The 20,940-nt window shown below is 70.0% G+C and carries 20 protein-coding genes; 9 read left to right on the top strand and 11 right to left on the bottom strand.

All coding sequences use genetic code 11. The annotated features are described in order from the left end of the window. Positions 1 to 32 precede the first annotated feature (32 nt). The 3 genes from PSC72_RS12745 to PSC72_RS12735 all read left to right on the top strand — a co-directional run bounded on the left by PSC72_RS12745 (position 33) and on the right by PSC72_RS12735 (position 1,902). On the top strand, positions 33 to 980 hold the full coding sequence (locus PSC72_RS12745) for a winged helix-turn-helix domain-containing protein (RefSeq protein ID WP_274321785.1): 948 nt from the start codon (positions 33 to 35) through the stop codon (positions 978 to 980). Between the two features lie 63 nt (positions 981 to 1,043). Further along, a complete protein-coding gene (locus tag PSC72_RS12740) occupies positions 1,044 to 1,295 on the top strand; it encodes a hypothetical protein (protein WP_274321784.1) in 252 nt (83 codons plus the stop codon). 64 nt (positions 1,296 to 1,359) lie between these two features. Then, positions 1,360 to 1,902 (top strand): DUF3267 domain-containing protein, encoded by a 543-nt coding sequence (locus tag PSC72_RS12735; RefSeq protein ID WP_274321783.1) that lies wholly within the window; start codon positions 1,360 to 1,362, stop codon positions 1,900 to 1,902. An 86-nt stretch (positions 1,903 to 1,988) separates the two neighbouring features. Here the strand turns inward: PSC72_RS12735 and PSC72_RS12730 are convergent, their stop codons facing one another. Together PSC72_RS12730 and lpdA are read right to left on the bottom strand one after the other, a co-directional pair. Continuing rightward, positions 1,989 to 2,768, bottom strand: coding sequence for an SDR family NAD(P)-dependent oxidoreductase (locus PSC72_RS12730; RefSeq protein WP_274321782.1), 780 nt, complete (start codon positions 2,766 to 2,768; stop codon positions 1,989 to 1,991). 448 nt (positions 2,769 to 3,216) lie between these two features. Beyond that, positions 3,217 to 4,641 carry a dihydrolipoyl dehydrogenase gene (gene lpdA, locus PSC72_RS12725; RefSeq protein WP_274321781.1) on the bottom strand — a complete coding sequence of 475 codons (1,425 nt, stop codon included), beginning with the start codon at positions 4,639 to 4,641 and terminating at the stop codon, positions 3,217 to 3,219. Between the two features lie 94 nt (positions 4,642 to 4,735). Here lpdA and PSC72_RS12720 point away from each other — a divergent pair, with 94 nt between their 5' ends. Together PSC72_RS12720 and PSC72_RS12715 are read left to right on the top strand one after the other, a co-directional pair. Beyond that, on the top strand, positions 4,736 to 4,969 hold the full coding sequence (locus tag PSC72_RS12720) for a hypothetical protein (RefSeq protein WP_274321780.1): 234 nt from the start codon (positions 4,736 to 4,738) through the stop codon (positions 4,967 to 4,969). Beyond that, positions 4,966 to 5,361 carry a PIN domain-containing protein gene (locus PSC72_RS12715; protein WP_274321779.1) on the top strand — a complete coding sequence of 132 codons (396 nt, stop codon included), beginning with the start codon at positions 4,966 to 4,968 and terminating at the stop codon, positions 5,359 to 5,361. Before PSC72_RS12720 ends, PSC72_RS12715 begins: the two co-directional genes overlap by 4 nt. Before the next feature lie 50 nt (positions 5,362 to 5,411). Here PSC72_RS12715 and PSC72_RS12710 read toward each other — a convergent pair whose 3' ends face one another. From PSC72_RS12710 to pdhA, 3 genes are read right to left on the bottom strand one after another with little or no spacing between them, the layout of a single operon-like run. After that, a complete protein-coding gene (locus PSC72_RS12710; protein ID WP_274321778.1) occupies positions 5,412 to 7,112 on the bottom strand; it encodes a dihydrolipoamide acetyltransferase family protein in 1,701 nt (566 codons plus the stop codon). A 3-nt stretch (positions 7,113 to 7,115) separates the two neighbouring features. After that, entirely contained in the window at positions 7,116 to 8,141 is a 1,026-nt protein-coding gene (locus PSC72_RS12705; protein ID WP_274321777.1) for an alpha-ketoacid dehydrogenase subunit beta, read from the bottom strand. Between the two features lie 2 nt (positions 8,142 to 8,143). Beyond that, positions 8,144 to 9,247: a pyruvate dehydrogenase (acetyl-transferring) E1 component subunit alpha gene (pdhA, locus tag PSC72_RS12700; RefSeq protein WP_274321776.1), complete on the bottom strand. Its 1,104-nt coding sequence runs from the start codon at positions 9,245 to 9,247 to the stop codon at positions 8,144 to 8,146. A gap of 355 nt (positions 9,248 to 9,602) precedes the next feature. Here pdhA and PSC72_RS12695 point away from each other — a divergent pair, with 355 nt between their 5' ends. From PSC72_RS12695 to PSC72_RS12685, 3 genes are read left to right on the top strand one after another with little or no spacing between them, the layout of a single operon-like run. Beyond that, complete coding sequence (locus tag PSC72_RS12695) at positions 9,603 to 10,493, top strand: hypothetical protein (RefSeq protein WP_274321775.1); 891 nt, start codon at positions 9,603 to 9,605, stop codon at positions 10,491 to 10,493. A 7-nt stretch (positions 10,494 to 10,500) separates the two neighbouring features. Next, entirely contained in the window at positions 10,501 to 12,324 is a 1,824-nt protein-coding gene (locus PSC72_RS12690) for an ABC transporter ATP-binding protein (RefSeq protein ID WP_274321774.1), read from the top strand. 47 nt (positions 12,325 to 12,371) lie between these two features. Next, the gene (locus PSC72_RS12685; protein WP_382261860.1) at positions 12,372 to 13,151 is read left to right on the top strand and encodes an energy-coupling factor transporter transmembrane component T family protein; all 780 of its coding nucleotides are present in this window, start codon (positions 12,372 to 12,374) and stop codon (positions 13,149 to 13,151) included. Positions 13,152 to 13,263: 112 nt separating this feature from the next. On the opposite strand, the gene PSC72_RS12680 is transcribed toward PSC72_RS12685, so the two are convergent. The 5 genes from PSC72_RS12680 to PSC72_RS12660 form a co-directional block, all read right to left on the bottom strand. Then, on the bottom strand, positions 13,264 to 14,076 hold the full coding sequence (locus tag PSC72_RS12680) for a PHP domain-containing protein (RefSeq protein WP_274321772.1): 813 nt from the start codon (positions 14,074 to 14,076) through the stop codon (positions 13,264 to 13,266). Beyond that, on the bottom strand, positions 14,076 to 14,813 hold the full coding sequence (locus PSC72_RS12675) for a 2-phosphosulfolactate phosphatase (RefSeq protein WP_274321771.1): 738 nt from the start codon (positions 14,811 to 14,813) through the stop codon (positions 14,076 to 14,078). Before PSC72_RS12675 ends, PSC72_RS12680 begins: the two co-directional genes overlap by 1 nt. Positions 14,814 to 14,916: 103 nt before the next feature. Beyond that, positions 14,917 to 15,846 carry a lipoyl synthase gene (lipA, locus tag PSC72_RS12670; RefSeq protein ID WP_274321770.1) on the bottom strand — a complete coding sequence of 310 codons (930 nt, stop codon included), beginning with the start codon at positions 15,844 to 15,846 and terminating at the stop codon, positions 14,917 to 14,919. 108 nt (positions 15,847 to 15,954) lie between these two features. Then, positions 15,955 to 17,580: a potassium channel family protein gene (locus tag PSC72_RS12665; protein ID WP_274321769.1), complete on the bottom strand. Its 1,626-nt coding sequence runs from the start codon at positions 17,578 to 17,580 to the stop codon at positions 15,955 to 15,957. A 154-nt stretch (positions 17,581 to 17,734) separates the two neighbouring features. Next, a complete protein-coding gene (locus PSC72_RS12660; protein WP_274321768.1) occupies positions 17,735 to 18,859 on the bottom strand; it encodes a M48 family metalloprotease in 1,125 nt (374 codons plus the stop codon). Positions 18,860 to 18,965: 106 nt separating this feature from the next. On the opposite strand from PSC72_RS12660, the gene PSC72_RS12655 reads away from it, so the two are divergent. Continuing rightward, entirely contained in the window at positions 18,966 to 20,360 is a 1,395-nt protein-coding gene (locus PSC72_RS12655; RefSeq protein ID WP_274321767.1) for an MATE family efflux transporter, read from the top strand. A 28-nt stretch (positions 20,361 to 20,388) separates the two neighbouring features. On the opposite strand, the gene PSC72_RS12650 is transcribed toward PSC72_RS12655, so the two are convergent. Beyond that, positions 20,389 to 20,940 carry a hypothetical protein gene (locus tag PSC72_RS12650; protein ID WP_274321766.1) on the bottom strand — a complete coding sequence of 184 codons (552 nt, stop codon included), beginning with the start codon at positions 20,938 to 20,940 and terminating at the stop codon, positions 20,389 to 20,391.

Raw genomic sequence — 20,940 nt, 5'->3', positions numbered from 1 at the left:
ATGCGACGGGAACCCGCCCGTGTGTCGCGCCCGTGAGCCCGTTGGGCGACGGATCCGGGAAGCGCGGCGACGAGTCCGCCGGCCGCGGCGACGACTCGACGGATTCGGGAGCGTCCGACGACTCGCACGTCGACCCGTCGGAGGCGTTCGCGGCGCTGTCGGACCCGCTCCGCGTGGACATCCTCCGGGCGCTCGCCGCCTTCCACCGCGAGTCCGCGCCGGAACCGGTCGGCTTCGCCGACCTGCGCAAGCGCGTCGACGTGCGCGACTCCGGGCGCTTTCGCTACCACCTGAACGAGCTCCGCGACCACTTCGTCCGCAAGGCCGACGACGGCTACCACCTCACCCACGCCGGCGTCGAGATCGTCGCCGCCATCCTCGCCGGCACGTACACTGACCGCGGGTCGAGGGGTCCGGAACCGCTCGACAGCGGCTGCTCGCTCTGCGACGCGCGAGCCGTCGCGGTCTACGAGGACGGCCGCTGCGCCGTCTCCTGCGAGAACGACCACCCGCTGTTCAACTGGAGCGTCCCGCCCGCCGCGGCCTCCGACGCGTCGCTCCCCGAAATCGTCTCGCTCGCGGAACTGCTCGCCCGCCAGGCCATCGAGCGGACGCTCGCGGGCGTCTGTCCGAAGTGCTCCGCGGCGGTCGACCCCGCCGTCGTCGCGGAGGACGCCGCTCCCGCACCGCGCCTGCGCGCCCGCTGTGACACCTGCGGCGCCACCATGGCCGGCCCGGTCGGCTTCTGCCTGCTCGTCGACCCCGCGGTGGAGGCGTTCTACCGCCGCCACGACCGCCCGCTCGACGAACGCTACGCCTGGGAACCCGCGTTCGTCGCCGACGACTCGACGATATCGGTCGCGGACACCGATCCGATCCGCGTCGAGATCGCGGTCACCCTCGACGACGAGACCCTCGCCGTCTCGGTCGACGAGTCCGGTCGCGTGTCCGTCGACGGGTCCGGCCGGGGCGGCGAGTGACAGATCCCGAATAGAAATCTCGTTCGCCGAGCGCTGAAGTGGGCGCACGCGGTAGCTACTCGTATGGCATCGAACGGTACTGACACCGGTGGGATCGCCGACCTCTACGCCGAAGCGAAGTCGATGACCGCCTCGCCGCTGCTGTACATCGGCGCTGTCACGGTCGTCCTCGGTCTGGAGATCGCCGAGCTACTCCCGCTCTCGGACACGCTCACGGCCCTGTCGCTCTTTCCGATCGCGCTCGCGTTGCTGTACGGACAGTTGACGCTACTGGCACTGCTTCGGCGCCGCGGCTACGCGGGAGGGTGTCGATGACCGCTCTCGAACTACGCTACCGCCCGACCGCTGAGCCGGTCGGCGCGCCGCCGGTCGCGTGACCATGTACGCCGACCCCGACCCCGAGTGCGACGACGAGGAGTGGGGGACGGCCCGGGCAGTGGCGATGCCCGTCGCCGTCGCCACCGCCTTCGCTGGCGTCTATCTGGGCGCCTACGGATTCGACCGCTACCTCGACTACGCGGCGATGCTCGGCCCCCGCGGCGAGTGGCTCCAGTTCGCCGTCATGGGCGGACTGGTCGTCCTCCACGGCGCCGTCCACGCCGTCGCCTACGCGCTGCTCTGCGAGGGATCGTGGCGCGACGTGGCGGTCGAGGCGTCGCTGTTCCCCGGTGGTCTAGACCCGGTGCAGGTGTTCGTCGTTCCCACCGCCCAGATCCGCCGGTCGGCGTATCTCGTCGGCGTCGCGGCGCCGGGCGTCCTCCTGGGGCTCGTCCCCGCCGCGTGGGCGCTGGCGACCGGCAACCCGCTCGCGCTGTTCGTCGGCCTCGTGGGAATCCTGCTCACCGGCTCGGACATCGGCGAACTGCTCGATACGGTGCGGTCACCGGACGCCGCCGGCGCGGCCGAGTTCGCGTCTTCCTGAGGGGGCGGTGTTCGAACTTCCTATTCCTCGCGGTTCCCTGCGGTCACCGCTTGGATTTCGGAGACGCTCCTTCCAGTCGCGTCTCCCTATTCCTCGAACGTCGCCGAGAGGAACCCGTCGTCGACGGTGACGATCTCGCCGGTCGTGTAGCTGGCGGCGTCGCTCGCCAGGTAGATCGCCGCGCCCGCGATCTCCTCGGGCCGGCCAAGCCGCTCCTGGGTCGTCCGGTCTTTGATGGTCTCGAAGCGCGGCTCGCCTTCGGTGTAGGTCCCCTGCGTCTGCTCGCTGACGATGAATCCCGGCCGCACGGCGTTGACCCGGATCTCCGGGCCGAGTTCCTCCGCGGCGACACGGACGAGCGTGTCGAGTCCCCCTTTGGCGACCGAGTAGGCCGCGAGGTTGGGGATCGCGCTCTCGGCGGACGCCGACGCGATGTGGAGGATGGACCCCTCGTCCATCGCCTCGGCGAAGATCTGCGTCGCCCGGTAGGCCCCCTTCAGTTGCACGTCGAAGACGTCGTCCCACTGATCGTCCGTGACCTCGTCGATGCTCTCGCGGGCGATGTAACTGGGCGCGTAGACGAGAACGTCGACGGACCCGAACTCGGCTTCCACCGTGTCGCGGAGCGCGACGACATCGTCGCGTTCGGTCGCGTCGCAGGTCACTTCGAGCGTCTCGGCCCCGCGGTCTCGGAGTTCGTCGGCGGTACGGGAGACGCGCTCTTCGTCGCGAGAGGTGGCGACGACGTCGGCTCCCTCCTCGGCGAACCCGAGTGCGATCGCGCGTCCGATCCCGCTGGTCGCGCCTATCAGGACGGCCGTCTTGTCTTCGACCGTGACCGGCGTGTGCGTGTAGTCCAGTGGCATGGATCGGTGGTGGGCGCGGCGGGACTTGGTGATTCGTTTCTCGGAGGCTCTGGAGTTAGTGGTTCGACCGCGGACGACAGCGGGCGATGAAAGCCCTCGACCCGCTCGCTAGCAGTCGGAGTCACCGCAGGAAACAACAGGCGATGAAAGCCCTCGACCCGCTCGGGCGGTCTGTGCGGGATATCCTCGGTCGCTGGCGCTCCCTCGGATAGGGCCCGCGCAGACCGCCCGACCTGGTCTCGCCCTTTCAGTCCGCCAGGAACAACACCGCGCTCGCACAGCACCGCGGACGGCCACACGCCTCCCCAACCGATTGCGCTTCTCGCTTCGCTGCGATGCTCATCCCTCGCACGGTGCCGTCTCGCGGCCTCACTTTCGCTCGGCACGCTCGACAGCGCGCGCCACGACGAAAGTTCCCCGCAGAAATAGACGCCCGAGTACCCGCCGCTCACCGATTCAGCGTGTGGACGGCCTCGCCGAGCGCGTTGGCGCAGGCCTCGCGGACGGCCTCGGAGAGGGTCGGGTGGGTGTGGACCGTCGCGGCCACGTCTTCGAGTTGCGCGCCCATCTCGACGGCGAGCGCGAGTTCGGCGATGAGTTCCGATGCCTCCGGGGCGACGACCTGCGCGCCGAGGACGAACTCGCTGTCGGCGTCGGCGACGACGCGGACGAACCCGTCCTCTTCGCCGTGGGTGAGCGCTCGGCCGTTCGCCCGCAGGGGGAACTCGCCGACGAGCGGGTCGAAGCCGGCTTCCTCGGCCTCCGCTTCGGTCATGCCGACCGTCCCGATTTCGGGGTCGGTGAACACCGCGGCGGGGATGGCCTGGTGGTCCAGCGCGGAGGGCTCACCGGCGATGACCTCGGCGGCGACCTCGCCCTCGGCGCTGGCCTTGTGGGCGAGCATCGGTTCGCCGGCAACGTCGCCCACGGCGAAGACGTGATCCACGTCCGTGCGGGCCTCGTGGTCGGTCTCCAGGAAGCCGTTCTCGTTCGGTTCCAGCCCGACGGCGTCGAGTTCGAGGGTGTCCGTGACGGGTCGGCGCCCGACGGCGACGAGGCACGTCTCGGCGCCGAACTCCTCGACGTCGCCGTCCTCGTTCTCGGTGCGGACGGTGATGCCGTCGCCGGCCTCCTCCCAGTCCTGGGCGGCCTGCCCGAAGAAGAAGTCGACGCCCAGATCCTCGGCGCGCTCGCGGACCACGCGCGTGACGTCTTCCTCGTAGCCGGGGAGGATGTCGTCGAGCATCTCCACGACGGTCACGTCGCAGCCGAGCTTCTGGTAGACCGTCGAGAGTTCCATGCCGATGTAGCCGCCGCCGACCACGACCATGCTCTGGGGGACGGCGTCGAGCGCGAGCGCCTGCCGCGAGGAGAGGACGTGCTCGCCGTCGAACTCGAAGCCCGGCACCTGGATAGGCTTCGAGCCCGTCGAGACGATGGCGTGCTCGAACTCGATGGTCTCCGAGCCCTGGCCCTCGCCGCCGTGGACGATGCGGGCCTTGTGCTCGCCGGCGAACTCCGCGCGGCCCTCCACGAGGTTCACGCCGTTGGCCTTGCAGAGCTTCTCGACGCCGCCGGTGAGCTGGTCGACGACGCCGTCTTTCCACTCGACCATGCCCTGCAGGTCCACGGCCGGGTCGGCGTAGATGCCCATCTCCTCGGCGTGGCCGGCGTCGTGGGCGACGTCCGTCGCCGAGATCATCGCCTTCGACGGGATGCAGCCGTAGTTCAGGCAGGTCCCGCCGTAGGCGTCCTTCTCGACGAGCGTGACGTCCAGATCGAGTTGCCCGGCGCGGATAGCGGCGACGTAGCCGCCCGGTCCCGCGCCGATGACCAGTACGTCGGTTCCAGTAGTGACGTCTCCGACGACCATTGTCGGAGAGTGGAGTGCCCCGGTAAAAAGAGGCGGGTGTGGCGGATCGATACCGGCGGAAACGCTTTTGCGCTCGTAAATCGTGTTTTACGACATGACGAAGATGATCCGGGTCCCCGACGAGTACCACGCGTGGGTCGCGGCGCACAACAGGGACGACGAGACGATGTTCGAGACGCTCAGGCGCCTGACGCGCGAGCCCGATCCCGAGGAACTCGTCGGCATCCTCTCCTCCGAGGAGGTCGAGGAGGCTCGCGCGGCCGCCGAACGGTTCGGCGGGCGGGACGAGGACCGACTGGAACGGGCCCGGGAGGCCTTCGAGGAGTGATCCTCGACTCGTCGTATCTGTTCGACCTCATCGAGGGCGACCCCGAAGCGCTCCGAACCGGCGAAGAACTGACTGACGCCGGGGAAGTGCAGTGGCTGCCGACGCCGGTCGTCGCGGAGGTGTACTACGGCGTCGTCTACACGGCCAGCGAGGAGGAGCGGCGACAGGTAGAAAACGCGCTACTGGGATACCCGCGAGTCGACGTCGACGAGGCAATCGCTCGAACGGCGAGTACGCTCCTGGCCGAGGCCGACAGGGAGACCGGGGGCAACAGCGGCGTGGAAACGAACGACGCGTACATCGGCGCCGTCGCGGAAATACTGGACGAACCGGTTCTCACGGCCAATCCCGACGACTTCGATGCCCTCGGGATCGACGTACAGACGTATTGAAATCCGCTGTCGATCGGCAGTGAGTAATTCGAGTAAAAGCGGGGGCCGAGTCACTCCAGCAGCAGCAGCGTCGGGTCTTCGAGGTACTCCTTCAGCGTGTTGACGAAGCGTGCGGCGTCGGCGCCGTCGACGACCCGGTGGTCGATCGAGAGCGAGAGGGTCAGCACGTCCCGCGCGACGACCTCGCCGTCTACTGCCATCGGTCGCTCCTCGATGGCGCCGAGACCGAGAATCGCGGTCTCGGGGTAGTTGATGATCGGCGTCGCGTACTCGCCGCCGATGGCGCCGAAGTTGGTGATGGTGAACGTGCCGCCCTGCATCTCCTCGCGGGCGATCGAGCGCTCGCGGGCCTTCGAGACGAGTTCGTTCGTCTCCGAGGCCAACTGCAGGAGTCCCTTGCCGTCCACGTCTTTCACGACCGGGACCATCAGCCCGGCGTCGGTCGCGGTCGCGACGCCGACGTTGTGGTCGGCTTTGTAGACGATCTCCCCGTTCTCCTCGTCGAGTTGCGTGTTGAGCACCGGGTGCTCGGCCAGCGCGGCGGCGACGGCCTTCATGACGAACGGCATGTAGGTCAGCTTCACGCCGCGCTCCTCGGCGCGGGGCTTGAGTTTCTCCCGCAGTTCGACCAGCGCCGTCGCGTCGACCTTGTCGTGGTGGGTGACGTGCGGCGCGGTGAACTTCGAGCGCTCCATCGCCTCGCCGATGGTCTTGCGGACGCCCCGGTAGGGCTCGCGGCGGTCGCCCTCGCTCGCCTCGACGGCGTCGGGTCCGGCGCCGCTCTCGGCCGTCGTCGTCGGCGGGCCCGCTTCGCCGGCGCGCTCCGCGTTCGCGAGCGCTTCCGCGTCGGCGGCCTGCGCCTGTTTCTGGGCCTCGGCGTACTCGCGGACGGCCGCCTCGTCGACGTAGGGCTCGCCGTCGCGCATCTCGTCGGTCGGCACGTCGTCGATGTCGACGCCGAGTTCGTCGGCGAGGTTCCGGGTGGCCGGCGCGGCCAGCGTCCGCTCGCGCCCGGCCGCTTCGATGGACTGGGCCGCGGCGCCCGCGCCGCCGGCACTTGCGTCCGCGGAACCGCCCGTATCGCCGTCGTCGATGCGCGAGACGGCGGATTTCAGTCCGCCGCTGTCGCCCGACTGACCGTCCCCGCTCGCGCCGTCGCCCTCGTCGTCTCCGATCCGACTGACGGCGGATTTCAGCTGTTTGCCGCCGCCGTCGCTCCCGGCGTCGGCGGCCTCGCCACCTTCCGCCGCGGCGCGCACGTCGGCCTCGGTGACCCGGCCGCCCGGGCCGGAGCCGTCGACGGCGGCGATGTCGACGCCGAGTTCGCGGGCCAGCCGGCGGGCGCTCGGCGCGGCGAAGATCCGGCCGCCCTGACCGTTCACCGAGGACTCGGTGCCGCTGCTCTCCTCGGCGACGGCCTCCTCGGATTCGGTCTCGGTCGCCGATTCCTCGGAGACCGCCGCCGTCTCCGTGTCGGCGGTGGCGTCCTGATCGCTCTCCGTCACTGGTTCTCCCTCAACGTCGAAGGTGATGATCACCGTGCCGACGGGGACCACTTCGCCGGGTTCGGCGAGTAACTCGCGGACGGTGCCGTTGACGGGGGAGGGCACGTCGACGACGGCCTTGTCCGTCTCGACCTCGGCGACGACCTGATCCTCCTCGACGGTGTCGCCGGGCTGGACGTGCCACTCCAGCAACTCGCCCTCGGCGACGCCCTCGCCCACGTCCGGTAGCTTGAACTCGCGGACCATGCGTCAGAACTCGAAGGCGTCCCTGATGCCGTCTTCGATGCGCTCCGGTTCCGGCAGGTAGTAGTCCTCCAGCGCGTACAGCGGGTAGGGTACGTCGAACCCCGTGATCCGCTCGATCGGCGCTTCCTGGTACAACAGCGCCTCTTCCTGGATCGTGGCGGTGATCTCGCCGGCGAGCCCGCCCGTCTTGGGCGCCTCGTGGACGACCGCGGCGCGGCCGGTCTTCTTGAACGACTCGACGATGGCCTCCTCGTCCAGCGGCGAGAGCGTCCGCAGGTCGACGACCTCGACGTCGATCTCGCCGGCGAGGTTCTCGGCGGCCTCCATCGTCGGCCGGGTCATCGCGCCCCAGGTGAACACGGAGACGTCCTCGCCCTCGCGGCGGACGGCCGCCTCGCCCAGCGGCACGGTGTAGTCGTCCGCGGGCACCTCCTCGCGGAACGCCCGGTAGATCAGCTTCGGTTCGAGGAAGATCACCGGGTCGGGGTCGCGGATCGCCGAGGCGAGCAGCCCCTTCGTGTCGTAGGGGGTGCTCGGGATGACGACCTTGAGGCCGGGTTCGTGGACGAAGAAGGCCTCCTTCGATTCGGAGTGGTGCTCCGGCGCGCGGATGCCGCCGCCGTAGGGCGCGCGGACGACGAGCGGACAGGTGAACTCGCCGCGCGAGCGGGTCCGCAGGCGCGCCGCGTGCGAGACGATCTGGTCGAACGCGGGGTAGATGAACCCCATGAACTGGATCTCGGGGACGGGCCGCAGGCCGTAGGCGGCCATGCCGATGGCGGTGCCGACGATGCCCGATTCGGCGAGCGGCGTGTCGACCACGCGGTCCTCGCCGAACTCGTCGATGAGTCCCTCCGTCGCGCGGAAGACGCCGCCGTTCTCCCCCACGTCCTCGCCCATGACGATCACGCGGTCGTCGCGGGCCATCTCCGTCTGGAGGCCGTCGCGAACCGCCTGTACCAGGGTCAGGCTCTCGGTCTCGCCGCTCGATGCGTCCGCCTCGTCCTCGGTGTCGGTGGTCTGGCTCATGATTACTCCAGGAGCGCCTCGTCGCCGTGTCGGTCGCGCAGTCGCTGCAGGTAGTCGATCTGTTCGTCCAGCCGCTTGGGCATCCCCTCGTAGACGTGTGCGAACATCTCCGACGGGTCGGGCCGCTTGACGCCCTCCGCCGCGGAGATGGCGTCGGCCACCGCCTCCTCGACGTCGTTCTGGATGGCGTCGACCCGCTCGTCGTCGAGCACGCCCCTGTCGCGGAGGAACGTCTCCATCCGGGGGATCGGGTCTTTCGCGCGCCACTCCTCGACCTCCTCCTCGTCGCGGTAGACCGAGGGGTCGTCCGCGGTGGTGTGCGCGCCGTAGCGGTACTGGACCGCCTCGATCAGCGTCGGGCGCAACTCGTCGGGATTCGGGTGTTTGGCCTTCTCGACGGCGGCTTTGGTCACCTGGTACACCGCCAGCGGGTCCATCCCGTCGACCTGCACGCCCTCGAAGCCGTAGGCGTCGGCCTTCTGGGCGAGCGTCGCGCTCCGGGTCTGGCGCTCGCGGGGGACCGAGATGGCCCACTGGTTGTTGTTGCAGAAGAACACCGCGGGCACGTCGAACACGCCCGCGAAGTTGAGCCCCTCGTGGAAGTCGCCCTCGCTCGTGGCGCCGTCGCCGAAGTAACAGAGGAACGCCTTGCTCTCGCCCTTGAGCTTCGACGCCCACGCGGCCCCCGTGGCGTGGGGGATCTGCGTCGCGATGGGCACAGCGACGGAAAAGATGTTCTCGTCGTGGCGGACGTTGCCCTCCTCGTGGCCCATCCAGTACAGCAGCGTCTGCTGCAGCGAGAGGCCCTTGTGGAGCATCGCCGCGTGCTCGCGGTAACTCGGGAACAGCCAGTCGTCGTCGGCCAGCGCGTGGACGCTGCCGATCTGGGCGCCCTCCTGGCCCGACAGCGGCGGATACGTCCCCATCCGCCCCTGGCGCTGCAGGCTCACCGCCCGCTGGTCGAACCGGCGGGCCAGCGTCATCTCCCGGTACATCTCGACGAGCGTCTCGTCGGGCAGGTCCGGGACGGTCGCGCCCTCCCGTACCTGTCCGTCCTCGTCGAGGACCTGGACCCGGTCCTCCGGGTCGCGCTGTAAAGTGCTCATAGAACCCTCCGAAGCATACCCGAACCAAGCAGGGCTGTCGGCTTAAGGATTTTCGTAAATAGCTTACGCTGCGGTCCATTTTTGCCGGCCAGGGTGACGGATCGACGGCTACATCCCTTCATTTCTTCGCAAAACCGCCCGTCAACCGACTCATTTGTGGCCGATCGTCCACGTCGGAACGAGTGCCTACGAAGGAACCGGACTGGGAAGCGGAGGCGCGGCCCGTCTCGGTGGGATCACATAGCGGGGGAGACGGTACAATAGCGGTCTCGACCCGACAATACCGGTCATATAAGTGCCTATCAGTGACCTGGGGGGAGTAGCCACTGACCCGCGCGGACGCGGGGACTTATCCATGAACGTCAAACAGACGATCACCCCCAACGTGACCGCATCGAGCAACAAACGAATGATGGTCTTCATCCTCGTGCTCTCGCTGTCGGGACTGGAGAACACCATCGCCGAGCTGATCCCCGAACCCACGATGGGTCCCATCGAACTCGGGATCTCCAGTTTCATCTTCCTGCCGCTCGCGCTCGTGTTCCTCTTTCCCTACATCGAGGCGGCCCTCGCCGTCCCGCTCGGCGAGATCGTCTTCACGGAGTTCCTGCTGGGGGAGTTCGGCGGCCTCAGCGAGCTCAGTGAGGTCATCCTGATCACGACGTTCGTCTACGTCGCGGCCCAGATGGTCCACGACCTGACGAACCCGCGACAGGTGTTCGTCGCGGCGGTCGTCGCGAAGATCGGCTCGCAGATCCCGTCGGCGCTGATCGACGTCGGGGTGGTCGTGGTCGGCGCCGAAGAACTGGAGGCCGTCCCCGGACTCCCGGAGAGCATCGTGGTCATCGAGTTCGTCGACATGATCCCAGAGGCGATCATCACCGGCCTGATCTTCGGCGCGATCCCGACGATGTACCTCGTCCCGTCGCTGTACGGCAAGATCGAACCGCTGCTCGGCCTGGAACCGCGCCCGCGCTCGGACGCGAGCATGCTGTCGGACGTGGGCCTCGTCCACCTCGCGGCGCTCGTCGGCGCGTCGGTTCTCGCCTTCTTCGTCGCGACGATGGGATTCTTCCTCGGTATCCCGATGATGGAGACCGAGGCGCTCCCCAACGTCGGGAGCCTGCTCGGCCTGAGCGCCGAAGAGGGCAACGCCGGCATCTTCGTCTCGCTCGTCCTCGCGTTCCTGATCGTCCTGCTGGCCGTCAGGCTCGCTCGATCCGGTTCGAGCGAGCCGGCGCGATAGCGTCTCGATGAGCTCCGAAGCACCTCCGCCGCTGATACGGGTCGAGGACTACGCCTTCCGATACCCCGGAACCGACGAGTTCGTCCTCGACGGCGCGACGCTCGCCGTCGACACCGACGAGTTCCTCGCCGTCCTCGGCGGCAACGGCAGCGGAAAGACGACGCTCTGTAAGGCGTTCAACGGCCTCGTCCCGCACTTCTTCGAGGGCGAAACCGAGGGGAAGGTCGTCGTCGACGGGGTCGACACGACCGAGGCGTCGGTCGGCGAGCTCTCCCGGACGGTCGGCTACGTCTACCAGGACTTCGAGAACCAGCTCGTCCAGCCGACGGTCCGCCGCGAGGTCGAGTTCGGGCCGCTGAACTACGGCTTCGACGACTACCGCGAGCGGGCGACCCGTGCGCTCGAACGCCTCGGCGTCGGCCACCTGGCCGAGCAGTTCATCTGGGAGCTGAGCGGCGGGCAGAAACACCTCGTCGCCGTCGCCGGCGTGCTCGCGCTCGACCCGGAGGTCATCGTCGTCGACGAGCCCGCCGCCCAGCTCGACCCGGGCAACGCCGAGCGCGTCTACGACGTGCTCGCCGACCTCCGCGCCGACGGCCGCGGGGTCGTCGTGATCGAACACGACACCGAACTCGTCGCCGAGTACGCCGACCGCGTCGCGCTCGTCGACGATGGGGCCGTCCGCTGGACCGCGCCGACGCCGGACGCGCTCAACCGTCTCGACGACCTCCGCGAGCGGGACATCCACCCGCCGGCGGTGACCGCGCTCGGCGAACGCCTCGACGTCCGCATCGGGGGCGACGAGAACAATTCTCCCGACGCGGGCGACGAGGGGCGCTATCCCGTCACCGTCGACGAAGCGGTCGACGCGCTCGCCGACCGTCCCGTGACGACGCCCGACGGCGGTGCGCGCGGTGTCCCATCGGACGGTGGTGGGCGGGACGCGGCACCCGACGGCGACGCGCGGGATGCGCCACTGGACGGCGACGCGTCCGTCGTGGACGTCGAAGACGTCTGCTACGGCTATCGCTCGATGGGCTCTGGGAAACAGCGGGTCCTCGACGGGCTCTCGCTGTCGGTCGAGCGGGGCGAGAAGGTCGCCCTCGTCGGCTCGAACGGCGCCGGCAAGTCGACCCTGCTGAAGCTCGTCACCGGGCTCGTCCGCCCCGACGCGGGCACCGTCGAGGTGCTGGGGACCGACACCGCCGAGACCGCGCCCGAGCGGCTGGCCGACGACGTGGTGTACGTCCACCAGCAGCCCGAGGAGATGTTCATCGAGGACTCCGTCGAGAAAGACGTCGGCTACTACCTGCGCCAGCGCGGCCGCGAGGACGCCGACGCGGTCGTCGACGAGGTGGTCGACTACCTGGACCTCGGGGCGTTCCGCTCGGCCGACGGTCGCCTCCTCTCGATCGGGCAGCAGCGGCGGGCGTCGCTCGCCATCGCGCTCGCGATGGAGCCGTCGGTCGTCCTGCTCGACGAACCCACGGGCTGTCTCGACGTCGAGAGCCGCCGGGAGGTCGAGGCCATGCTCGACAGCGTCGAGCGCCGCGTCGACGCCGTCGTCGTCGCCACCCACGACCTGCAGTTCGTCGCCTCGTGGGCCGACCGCGTCGTCGTCCTCGACGACGGACGGATCGCCGCCGACGCCCCGCCGGCCGAGGCGCTGACCGACGCCGCGATCGGGGCGGCCGCCTCGATGCGACCGCCCCAGGCCGTGCAGGTGAGCCGTCGCCTCGGTATCGACCCGCCGGCGACGACGATCGACGCGCTCGCCGAGCGACTCGGGGAACCGCCGGAGCGTGCCGACGGCGCCGGGAGGAAGCCGTGAGCACCGTCAACCGGTGGCTCTCGGTCGACCGCGTGCGGGTCGAACTGATGCGGATCGCCCACGCGGACGACGACGCCTTCCTCAACACGCTCGACCCGCGCGTCCTGCTCGGGTGGTACGTCGCCTTCGCGCTGCTGCCGTGGATGTTCTACGACACGCTCGTCCTCGGGTCGCTGTTCGCCTTCATGGCCGTGCTGGTCGTCGTCTCGCGGGTCAACCGCTTCCTCCTCGCCGTCCTCGCGTTCGGGATGGTCTCGAACCTCGCCTTCTTCGGCGCGTTCGTCTGGCTGACCGGTGGCGACGCCCGGGGCGCCGTGCTCTCGCTGGTCCCCTACAACCTGAAGATGGCGAGCATCTCGCTGGCCAGCGTCGCGGTGTTCACGACGATGAGCCCCTCGCGGCTGAGCAAGGCGCTGCTCAGCTTCGGCGTCCCGCGCCGGTTCACCTTCTCGCTCGCCTACGGCTACCGGATGCTCCCGGTCCTGCTGGAGGAGTACCGCGACATCGTCCACGCCATCCGACTGCGCAGTAAAGGTCCCTCGTCGGACGGCCTGCTCCGCTGGCGCCACTGGGCGCACCTCCTGAAGATCGGCGTCCGGGCGTTCTACCCGCTCATCTTCGACGTGGCCAAGCGGAGCCGGGTGACCGTCGAGGCGATGGAGACCCGCGGCTTCTCCCAGTCGCTCGCCGACCCGGACAGCCGCCGCCTCCGGCTCGACGAACTGGGCACGACGACGCGCGACTGGGCCTTCCTCGCCCTCTCGGCCGTCTTCGTCGGCTCTCTCTTCTGGCTGCGCTCGACGACGTTCCTCCCCGGGCTCCGGTAACCCCGGCTTTCGACGGCGGCGATTCTCCGGCGGCTATCCGGTCGGCGGAGAAGCGGTAGAAACCGCGGCGGGGAGTGCGATTCTCGGCGCGACGGGATTGAAGACGGACCCCTCAGCGCGACGGGGCCGACTCGGTCTCGGACGCGCCCGCTCGTCCGGTCAGGATTCGGTCCGCCGGGAGCGGGTCGATCCCGTGCTCGTCGGCCACCGACCGGAGTTCGGGGACTCGGTTTTCGATCTCGGCGGGCGCGTGGCTGTCCGAGCCGAGGACGAACGCCACGTCCCGGTCGAGAAAGGCGTCGAGCATCGCGGGGTCGGGGTGGACGCGGCCGAGCGACTCGTGGACGCGGCCGGCGTTGATCTCCGGGACCGTCTCGGAGTCGGCGAGCGCCGCGGCGACGCGCTCGTAGTCCTCCTCGCGGGAGTAGCCGCGCAGCGGGGCCATCCGCTCGGGCAGGTCGAGGTGACCGAGCACGTCGAACAGGCCGGACTCGACGGCCGCGACGACGGCGTCGAAGTACCGCTCGACGGCCGCCCGGCGCGTCTCCTCGGAGGCGTCGACGTACTGTCCGGGCGACGTGTAGTCGTACGGGCCGGCGAAGTGGACGCTTCCGATGGCGTACTCGAAGTCGGCCGCGGCGAGGAGTTCGGCGGTCTCCGCTTCGGCGTCGGCGACGTAGCTGACCTCGGCGGCGTCCCAGACGGTGATGTCCGTCCGCGGGCGCATCCGCTCGATGGCCTCGCGGCGGCGCTCGTAGGTCTCGGTGAGGTCGTAGCGCTCCCGACGGCCGAAGTCGTCGCCGACGGCGATGCAGTGGTCGGTGAACCCGACGGCGTCGAGGCCCGCCCGCTCGGCCGCGCGACACATCGCGGGCAGCGGCGACCCGTCGGAGTAGGTGGTGTGGGCGTGCAGGTCGGCGCGCATCACTCGTCGCTCACGTCGTAGAGCTTCTGGCCGTCGAGCCTCGGCACGACCGCGCTCTCGCTGAACCGCAGGTCGTACTCGACGAGGTCGTTCAGCCGGATGTCGGCCTTCTCCGCGTACTTCGGCGCCTTGCCGAGCTTCGCGATCTGCCGGTAGAGGTCGCGCTCGGCGTCGCTCGGGGACTCGCCGTAGACGTGGCGGCCGATGACGACGGCGCCGACGGTGTCCTCCGGCGAGGGCTTGCCCTTCGACCCCGCGGCGACCAGGTACGTCGGCTTTTCCGCGCCGTCGAGGTGGTCCGCGACCGCCCGGGCGTTGGCGAGGGTCCCGACGTAGACGTCGACGTCGTCGCCGCCGGCGAGTCGGAGATCGGTCACCGCGGCACCGCCGTTGGTCGAGGTCAGCGCCGTGGGGCGGCCGGCCACGTCGACGTCCTGCACCCACGTCGGCGAGTTGAAGAAGTCGTACCCCTCGGTGGGGGTGTACTCCTCGCTGGACCCGCCGCCGATCTTGGCTCGCGGGTGCTCCTCGGCGAAGGCGTGCTCGTCGCCGCGCTCCTCGGTGACGTGGACGTACTCGGCGCCGTTCTCGAACAGTTCGACGACCGTCGTCGAGAAGTGGGTGACGTCGATGACGACGTAGTCGCCGGCGGGCGGGTCCTCGGGGATGCGGGCGCGCGAGGGTAGGATCCGGTCGGTGAGCGTCTCATCCAGGTCGGGGTCCGCGATCGAACGCATACCCGGTTCCGCACGGAGCGGACTGAAGCCCCTTGCTAAGAGTGCTATTGTCGGGTCCCGTCCGGTACGTAGCGGTATTGACGGCCGAGCGCCGGAGCGCCCGTCAGTCGCCGGCCCGCGCCTCGGCGCGGGCCCGTTCGACGCTCTCGCCGTCCCGCAGGACGGCGTCGACGAACAGCTCGCCCGCGCGGTACGACGACCGGACCATCGGGCCGGAGGCGCAGTAGAGGAAGCCCAGTTCCTCCTCGGCGACGCGCTGCCAGGTGTCGAAGGCGTCGGGGTGGACGTAGTCGGCCACTTCGAGGTGCGACCGCGAGGGCTGGAGGTACTGCCCGAGCGTCACCACGTCGACGCCGACGCTCCGCAGGTCCGCCAGGGTCTGGTAGACCTCGTGGTCGTACTCGCCGACGCCGAGCATGAGGCTCGTCTTGACGTACGACGCCGATTCGGCGGCGGCCTGCCGGAGGACGGAGAGCGACTGCTCGTAGCCCGCGCGGCGGTCCCGCACCGGCCACTGCAGGCGGTCGACGGTCTCGACGTTGTGGGCGAAGACGTCCGGTTCGGCGTCCAGCACTTTCCGGACGAGGCGCTCCTCGCCCCGGAAGTCGGGCACCAGCGCCTCGACGAGGATGCCCGGGTGGCGGTCCTTGATGGCCTCGATGGTCCGGGCGAAGTGGCCGGCGCCCTGGTCCGGCAGGTCGTCCCGGTCCACCGAGGTGAGGACGACGTAGTCGAGGCCGATCTCGGCGACGGCGTCGGCGACCTGCTCGGGTTCGTCCTCGTCGAGCGGATCCATCCCGCCGGTCTCGACGTCGCAGAAGTTACAGCCACGCGAGCAGGTGTCGCCCATCAGCATGAACGTCGCCGTGCCCGGCCCGTCGCGACCGCTCCAGCACTCGCCCATGTTGGGGCAGTTGGCCTCCTCGCAGACGGTGTTGAGATCGCGGTCGCGGAGCGACTGCTTGATCTCCGTGAAGCGCTCGCCCGACGGCGGCCGCATCTTCAGCCACTCGGGCTTGCGGGCGCGACTCATTGGCGAGGGTTCGGTTCGGTCGCTGAAAAGGGTGCGGGAGTCCGACCGGGTATCAGACGCCGCCTACCGATACCGGACTCTCGGCCCGTCGCCGCCGGCAGCTACCCGTCAGACGAACGCCGCCTGGAACCGGCTGATGTTCTCGTCGGTCCCGGCCACCACGAGTTCGTCACCGGGTTCGATCACGAACGACGCGCCGGGGTTGGTGACGACGCGACCGTCCCGTTCGGCGGCGACCACGGTACAGCCCGTTCGGTTCCGAACGTCCGCGTCGGCGAGCGACTTCCCGACGGCGCCCGGGACCGTCGTCCGGACGAGTTTGAGTTGCGTTCCCGACGAGAGGCTCTCCTCGCCGAGGACGATCGACGCGAGCATCCGTCCGCTGACCGCCGAGAGCGAGAGCACGTAGTCCGCGCCGGCGCGATACAGCTTCGACACGTTCTCGTGCTCGTTCGCCTGGGCGATGATCTCGATGCGGGGATTGAGTTCGCGGATGGCAAACGTCGCGAAGACCGTCGCCGTATCGTCCGGCAGCGCGAGGACGACGGTGTCGGCGTCGGCGATACCCGCCTCCCGGAGGACCTGCCGATCGGTCGCGTCGCCGACCACGTCGACGGTCGAGCCCTCCGCGACGTCGATAGTCGTGTACTGGAACCCGCTGTTCGAGAGCGCGGTCGTGACGGCCCGTCCGACGACGCCCATCCCGGCGACGACCACGTCTCCCCGCCGGCGACGCCCCTCCGAGAGCGTCATCTCCTTCAGTCGGTCGAGTTCCGCGTCCCCGCCGGTCGCGACGATGACGCTCCGGGCATCGAATCTGGTGTCGGCCGGCGGCGGACTCCGGAAATCTCCCCGGACCCACACCCCGATGACGGCCGCACCGGTTCGCTCACCGATGTCGCTCTCGCCGATCGTCTGGCCGATCAGCTCGCTCCCGTTCTGGAGCGGGAACTCCGCGATGTCGAAGTTCTCGTCGATCTCGACGGCTTCGATGGCCTCCGGATCGAACGTCCCGACCGCCTTGGCCGCGAGCTGCTCGCCCAGTATTCGCTTGGGCGAGAGCACGTGGTCGGCCCCCGCGTATCGGTGGTAGTCCGCGGTGTCCGGGTCGTCGGCCAGACTGACCGTCCGGACGTCGGGACCGACCGCTCGGACGGAGAGGAGGACGCTCGGGTTGGCCTCGTCGTCGACGTTGGCGATCAGCGTGTCGGCGTGTTCCAGCCGGGCGCGTCGGAGCGCCGCGTCCGACTCCGGGTCCCCGAACATCACCGTGTACCCCGCCGCGTACAGGTCGTCGGCGCTCTCCCGGTCGGCGTCGACAACGACGTACTCGACGTCGCGTTCGGTGAGTTCGTCGATGAGGACCTCCTCGCGGGGGCCGTACTCACAGAGGACGACGTGCTCGCCGACGCCGCGGACCGACGAGGGGGCGCTGGACCGGAACGCGTCCTCGAAGAGGGGCACGACGAGCACCGGGAGCGCCGCGAAGATGAGCACGAGCCCCGAGAGGGCCATGAGCGAGACGAGGTAGTTCATCTGCGGGCTGGACCACGGGGCGTCGCCGCCGTACCCCACGGTGGTGACCGTCTGGACGACGGCCTCGACCGACCGGTACAGCGGCTGCGGCCGCCCCTCCCACGTGGCCATCCCGTAGTTGTACAGGACCACGAACCCGGAGAGCACGCCGACGACGAGGACGAGGTAGTAGACGGTGAGCCGCGTTCGCCGGTCCATGTTATGTGGTATCACGGGCTGCGGCCAGTAATAGCCACTCCTCGGCAACGGTTCGCTATCGGTGGAGGCCCCCGACGGCTCTCACTGCGGTCGCGGTACCGGGGAGCGCCACTCACACGCTACTCTCTGTGGGCGCAGCCGTGGGATCGGCCGCTCACCCCGACGGTCGCCCTCGCAACCGAGTGATCCGCTCGGTCAGCGGCGGGTGGTACGACAGCAACCGCGACGGGCCGGTCGCTTCCGCGACGTAGCGGTTCTCGGCGAGCGTCTCCAGCGCGCTCGCCAGCGCCGCTCCGCTCACGGCCGCGGCGGCATAGGCGTCCGCCTGTTCCTCGGTCCGGCGGACGACCCACGCCAGGACGACGGCCGCGGGAGCGGTGCCGACCAGGATCGCCGCCAGGGCGAGCTGGGGCGCGGCGGAGGCGACGCCGAGCGCGACGCCCGCGGCCGCCGCGACTATCGAGTACCGCAGGAGGACGTGCTCGTGCTCGTGGTGGCCGACCTCGTGGGCCACGACGGCCCGCAGTTCCTCGTCGTCGAGCACGGCGAACAGCGACTCGGTACAGAAGACGTACTCGGCGCCGGGGACCAGGCCGGCGGCGAAGGCGCTGCCGAGTCGCGTCCGGTCGTCGACGACCCGCAAGCGGACGCCCGGCGGGAGCACGCCCTCGACGACGGCCCGCTCGGCGTCCGTCGGCCAGCGGGTCCGCAGGGCGACGACGAGCGCCACGGGCGTCAGCGCCGTCGCGATCAGGCCGAGTCCGACCGCCGCGACGACGCGCGGCCACCCCGCCGGAACGAGCGCGATGACGCCCGCGGCGAGCAGGACGCCGAGGAGTCCGACGCCGTCGCGTTCGAGTTCCCACGCCGCGGCGTCGCGGTAACGCAACCGGAACCCGCGGACCGCGCGGCGGTAGGGGACCGTCGCCAGCCGGACGACGAGCGCGAGGACCACGACCGGGAGCGCGTAGACGGCGACCGCGACGAGGACGCCCCCGACCGAACCGACCGTCGCCGTCCCCGTGGCGTCGGCGAGAGCGTCGGTGGCACCGGCCTGCGCCGCTCGCGCGAGGTCCGACAGATAGGTGAGGGCCGCCGTCAGCACCCCGCCGGCGAGCAGCCACCGGTGACGGAGGTCGCGGAGTTCGACCGCGGTGTCGGCGTCGCCCGCGGGCCCCTCGTACGCGGTGCGAGCGCGCCACCTGACCACCGCACCGACGGTCAGCACGACGACCGCGTGGGCGGCCACTGCCGCTGGTAGGGAGAGCGGAGGGCTCACTCCCGGAGCGACGACCGCGGGGTACAAAATGTCACCGAACGGTCCTGTAGTCCACTCAGCACATAGATACAAATATTTAACATGTGGTGGGGAGTGAGGATACGGCATGTTCGATGTGTCGCGCGAGGACATCGTGGGTGGGTCGCTGGCCCGGGCGCTCGTGATACTGGCCGGACCGCTGGTCGCCCAGAACTTCGCGCTGGTCGCGCAGTCGGTGGTCGACCTCTTCTGGGTCGGCCGCCTCGGCGGGCAGGCCGTGGCGGCGGTCGGGCTCGCGACCGTCGTGGTCGCGCTGTTGACGGTCCCGCTCCAGGCGTTTTTCACCGGGAGTCAGGTGGTCACCTCCCAGCACGTCGGGGCCGACGAGACGGAATCGGCCCGGCGAGTCCCCTTCACGGCGGCGGCGTGTGCGATCGCCGTCGCGGTAGTGCTCGGTGCCGGTCTCGTCCTCGCGGCCGAGCCCATCGCGGCGGCGTTCCTCGACGACCCGACGGTCCAGTCCTACGCGGTCAGCTACCTGACGGCCTACGCGCTCGCGCTGGTCGCCATCGCCGCCAGCGACACGCTGGAGAGCGGCTTCACCGGCTGGGGGGACACCCGCGCGGCGCTGTACGTCAACCTCACCGCCATCGTCGTCAACGTGATCGCGGACCCCGTCCTCATCCTCGGCTGGTGGGTGTTCCCCCGGCTGGAACTGTTCGGCGCCGCGCTCGCGACCGCTATCGGGTACGGTTGCGGGGGGTTGTTCGCGCTCGCGCTCGCCGCCCGGGGCCGGCAGGGCTTCGTGCTCACCCGCGCGGCGCTCCGTCCGCGTCTCGACACCGCCCGGGAAGTGGTCGACGTCGGCCTCCCTATCGCCGGCCAGAACGCCGGCCGGCAGGTCGCCCGCCTCGGGATGATCGGCATCGTCTCGGCGGTCGGCGGCTCCGCCGGGCTGGCGGCGTACCACATCGGGTCGCAGGTCGCGACGGTCGCGTTCGTCCCGGCCACCGGGGTCGCACAGGCCGCGACGAGCGTCGTCGGGCAGAACCTCGGCGCCGAGCAACCCTCCCGGGCCCGCAGGGCCACCTGGATCGGCGTCGCCATCGCGGTGGTCGGGCTCTCGGTCTTCGGCGTGATCCAGTGGCTCGTCCCCGCGCCGATCGCCCAGATATTCGTCCCCGACCTGTCGGGGCAGGCGCTGGAGTACACGGTCCTCTACCTGCAGATCCTCGCATACGGCTACTGGGCGCTGGGCGCCATCTACACGGTCGAGGCGGGGTTCAACGGCGCCGGCAACACGGACGTGAGCATGTACTCGACGCTCGCGCAGTACTGGGCGGTCCGCCTGCCGATCGCGCTCGTCGGCGCGTACGTCCTCGACCTGGGCGTGGCCGCCGTCTTCTGGGGCGTCACGCTCTCGAACGTCGCCGCGGCGCTGTGGCTGGCGGCGTACTTCTACCGCTCGGCCGACCGCGGGATGCTCCATCAGGCGGCCGACGAGGCCGCGGCGTCGGACTGACCGGTTGGCGGGGCCGCCGCCGGTGACGTTACGACCAGACGACGAGCGCGTCCAGTCGTTCCCCTGCCAAGCGGGGGACGAAGACGACGGCGACCGCGAACGTCACGAGCAACACGGTGTTTGCGAACAGGATCGGCGGGATCCCGTCGGGCAAGGGGTCACGATCGCTGGCGGCGAGCGCCCAGCCACCGAGGACGATTGCCATCGCGGTCGCCGTCGCGATCGGCGGTCCGGGGACGGTCGACGGTGAGAACGTCGCGACCCATCCGGTCGCCGCGAGGACGAGCGGTCCGGCGAAGGTCGCCCCGACGACCCACGGACCCACGCGCCGGACGGACTGTCCGTCTCGGACCAGCGACAGTCCGACGCCGACCGGGAGCGCGACGTAGAGCAGGAGAACGACGACCGGTGCGGCCCACGCGACGCCGATCGCGAGAGTGACGGCTGGCGTCGTCGGGCGAGGGACCGCGAAAACGTCGCCCGGCGCGTAGCCGAGGAGATCGATCAGCAGGCTTCCCAGGACCGCAACGGCAACCAATTGCCCGGTCGCGTACGCGAGGGCTCGATCTTTCGGTCGCAT

The sequence above is a fragment of the Halosimplex aquaticum genome, from assembly GCF_028747785.1.
Classification (GTDB): Archaea; Halobacteriota; Halobacteria; order Halobacteriales; family Haloarculaceae; genus Halosimplex; species Halosimplex aquaticum.
Note: the sequence above shows the minus strand (reverse complement) of the source record. Positions and strands in the feature narration are given on the sequence as shown.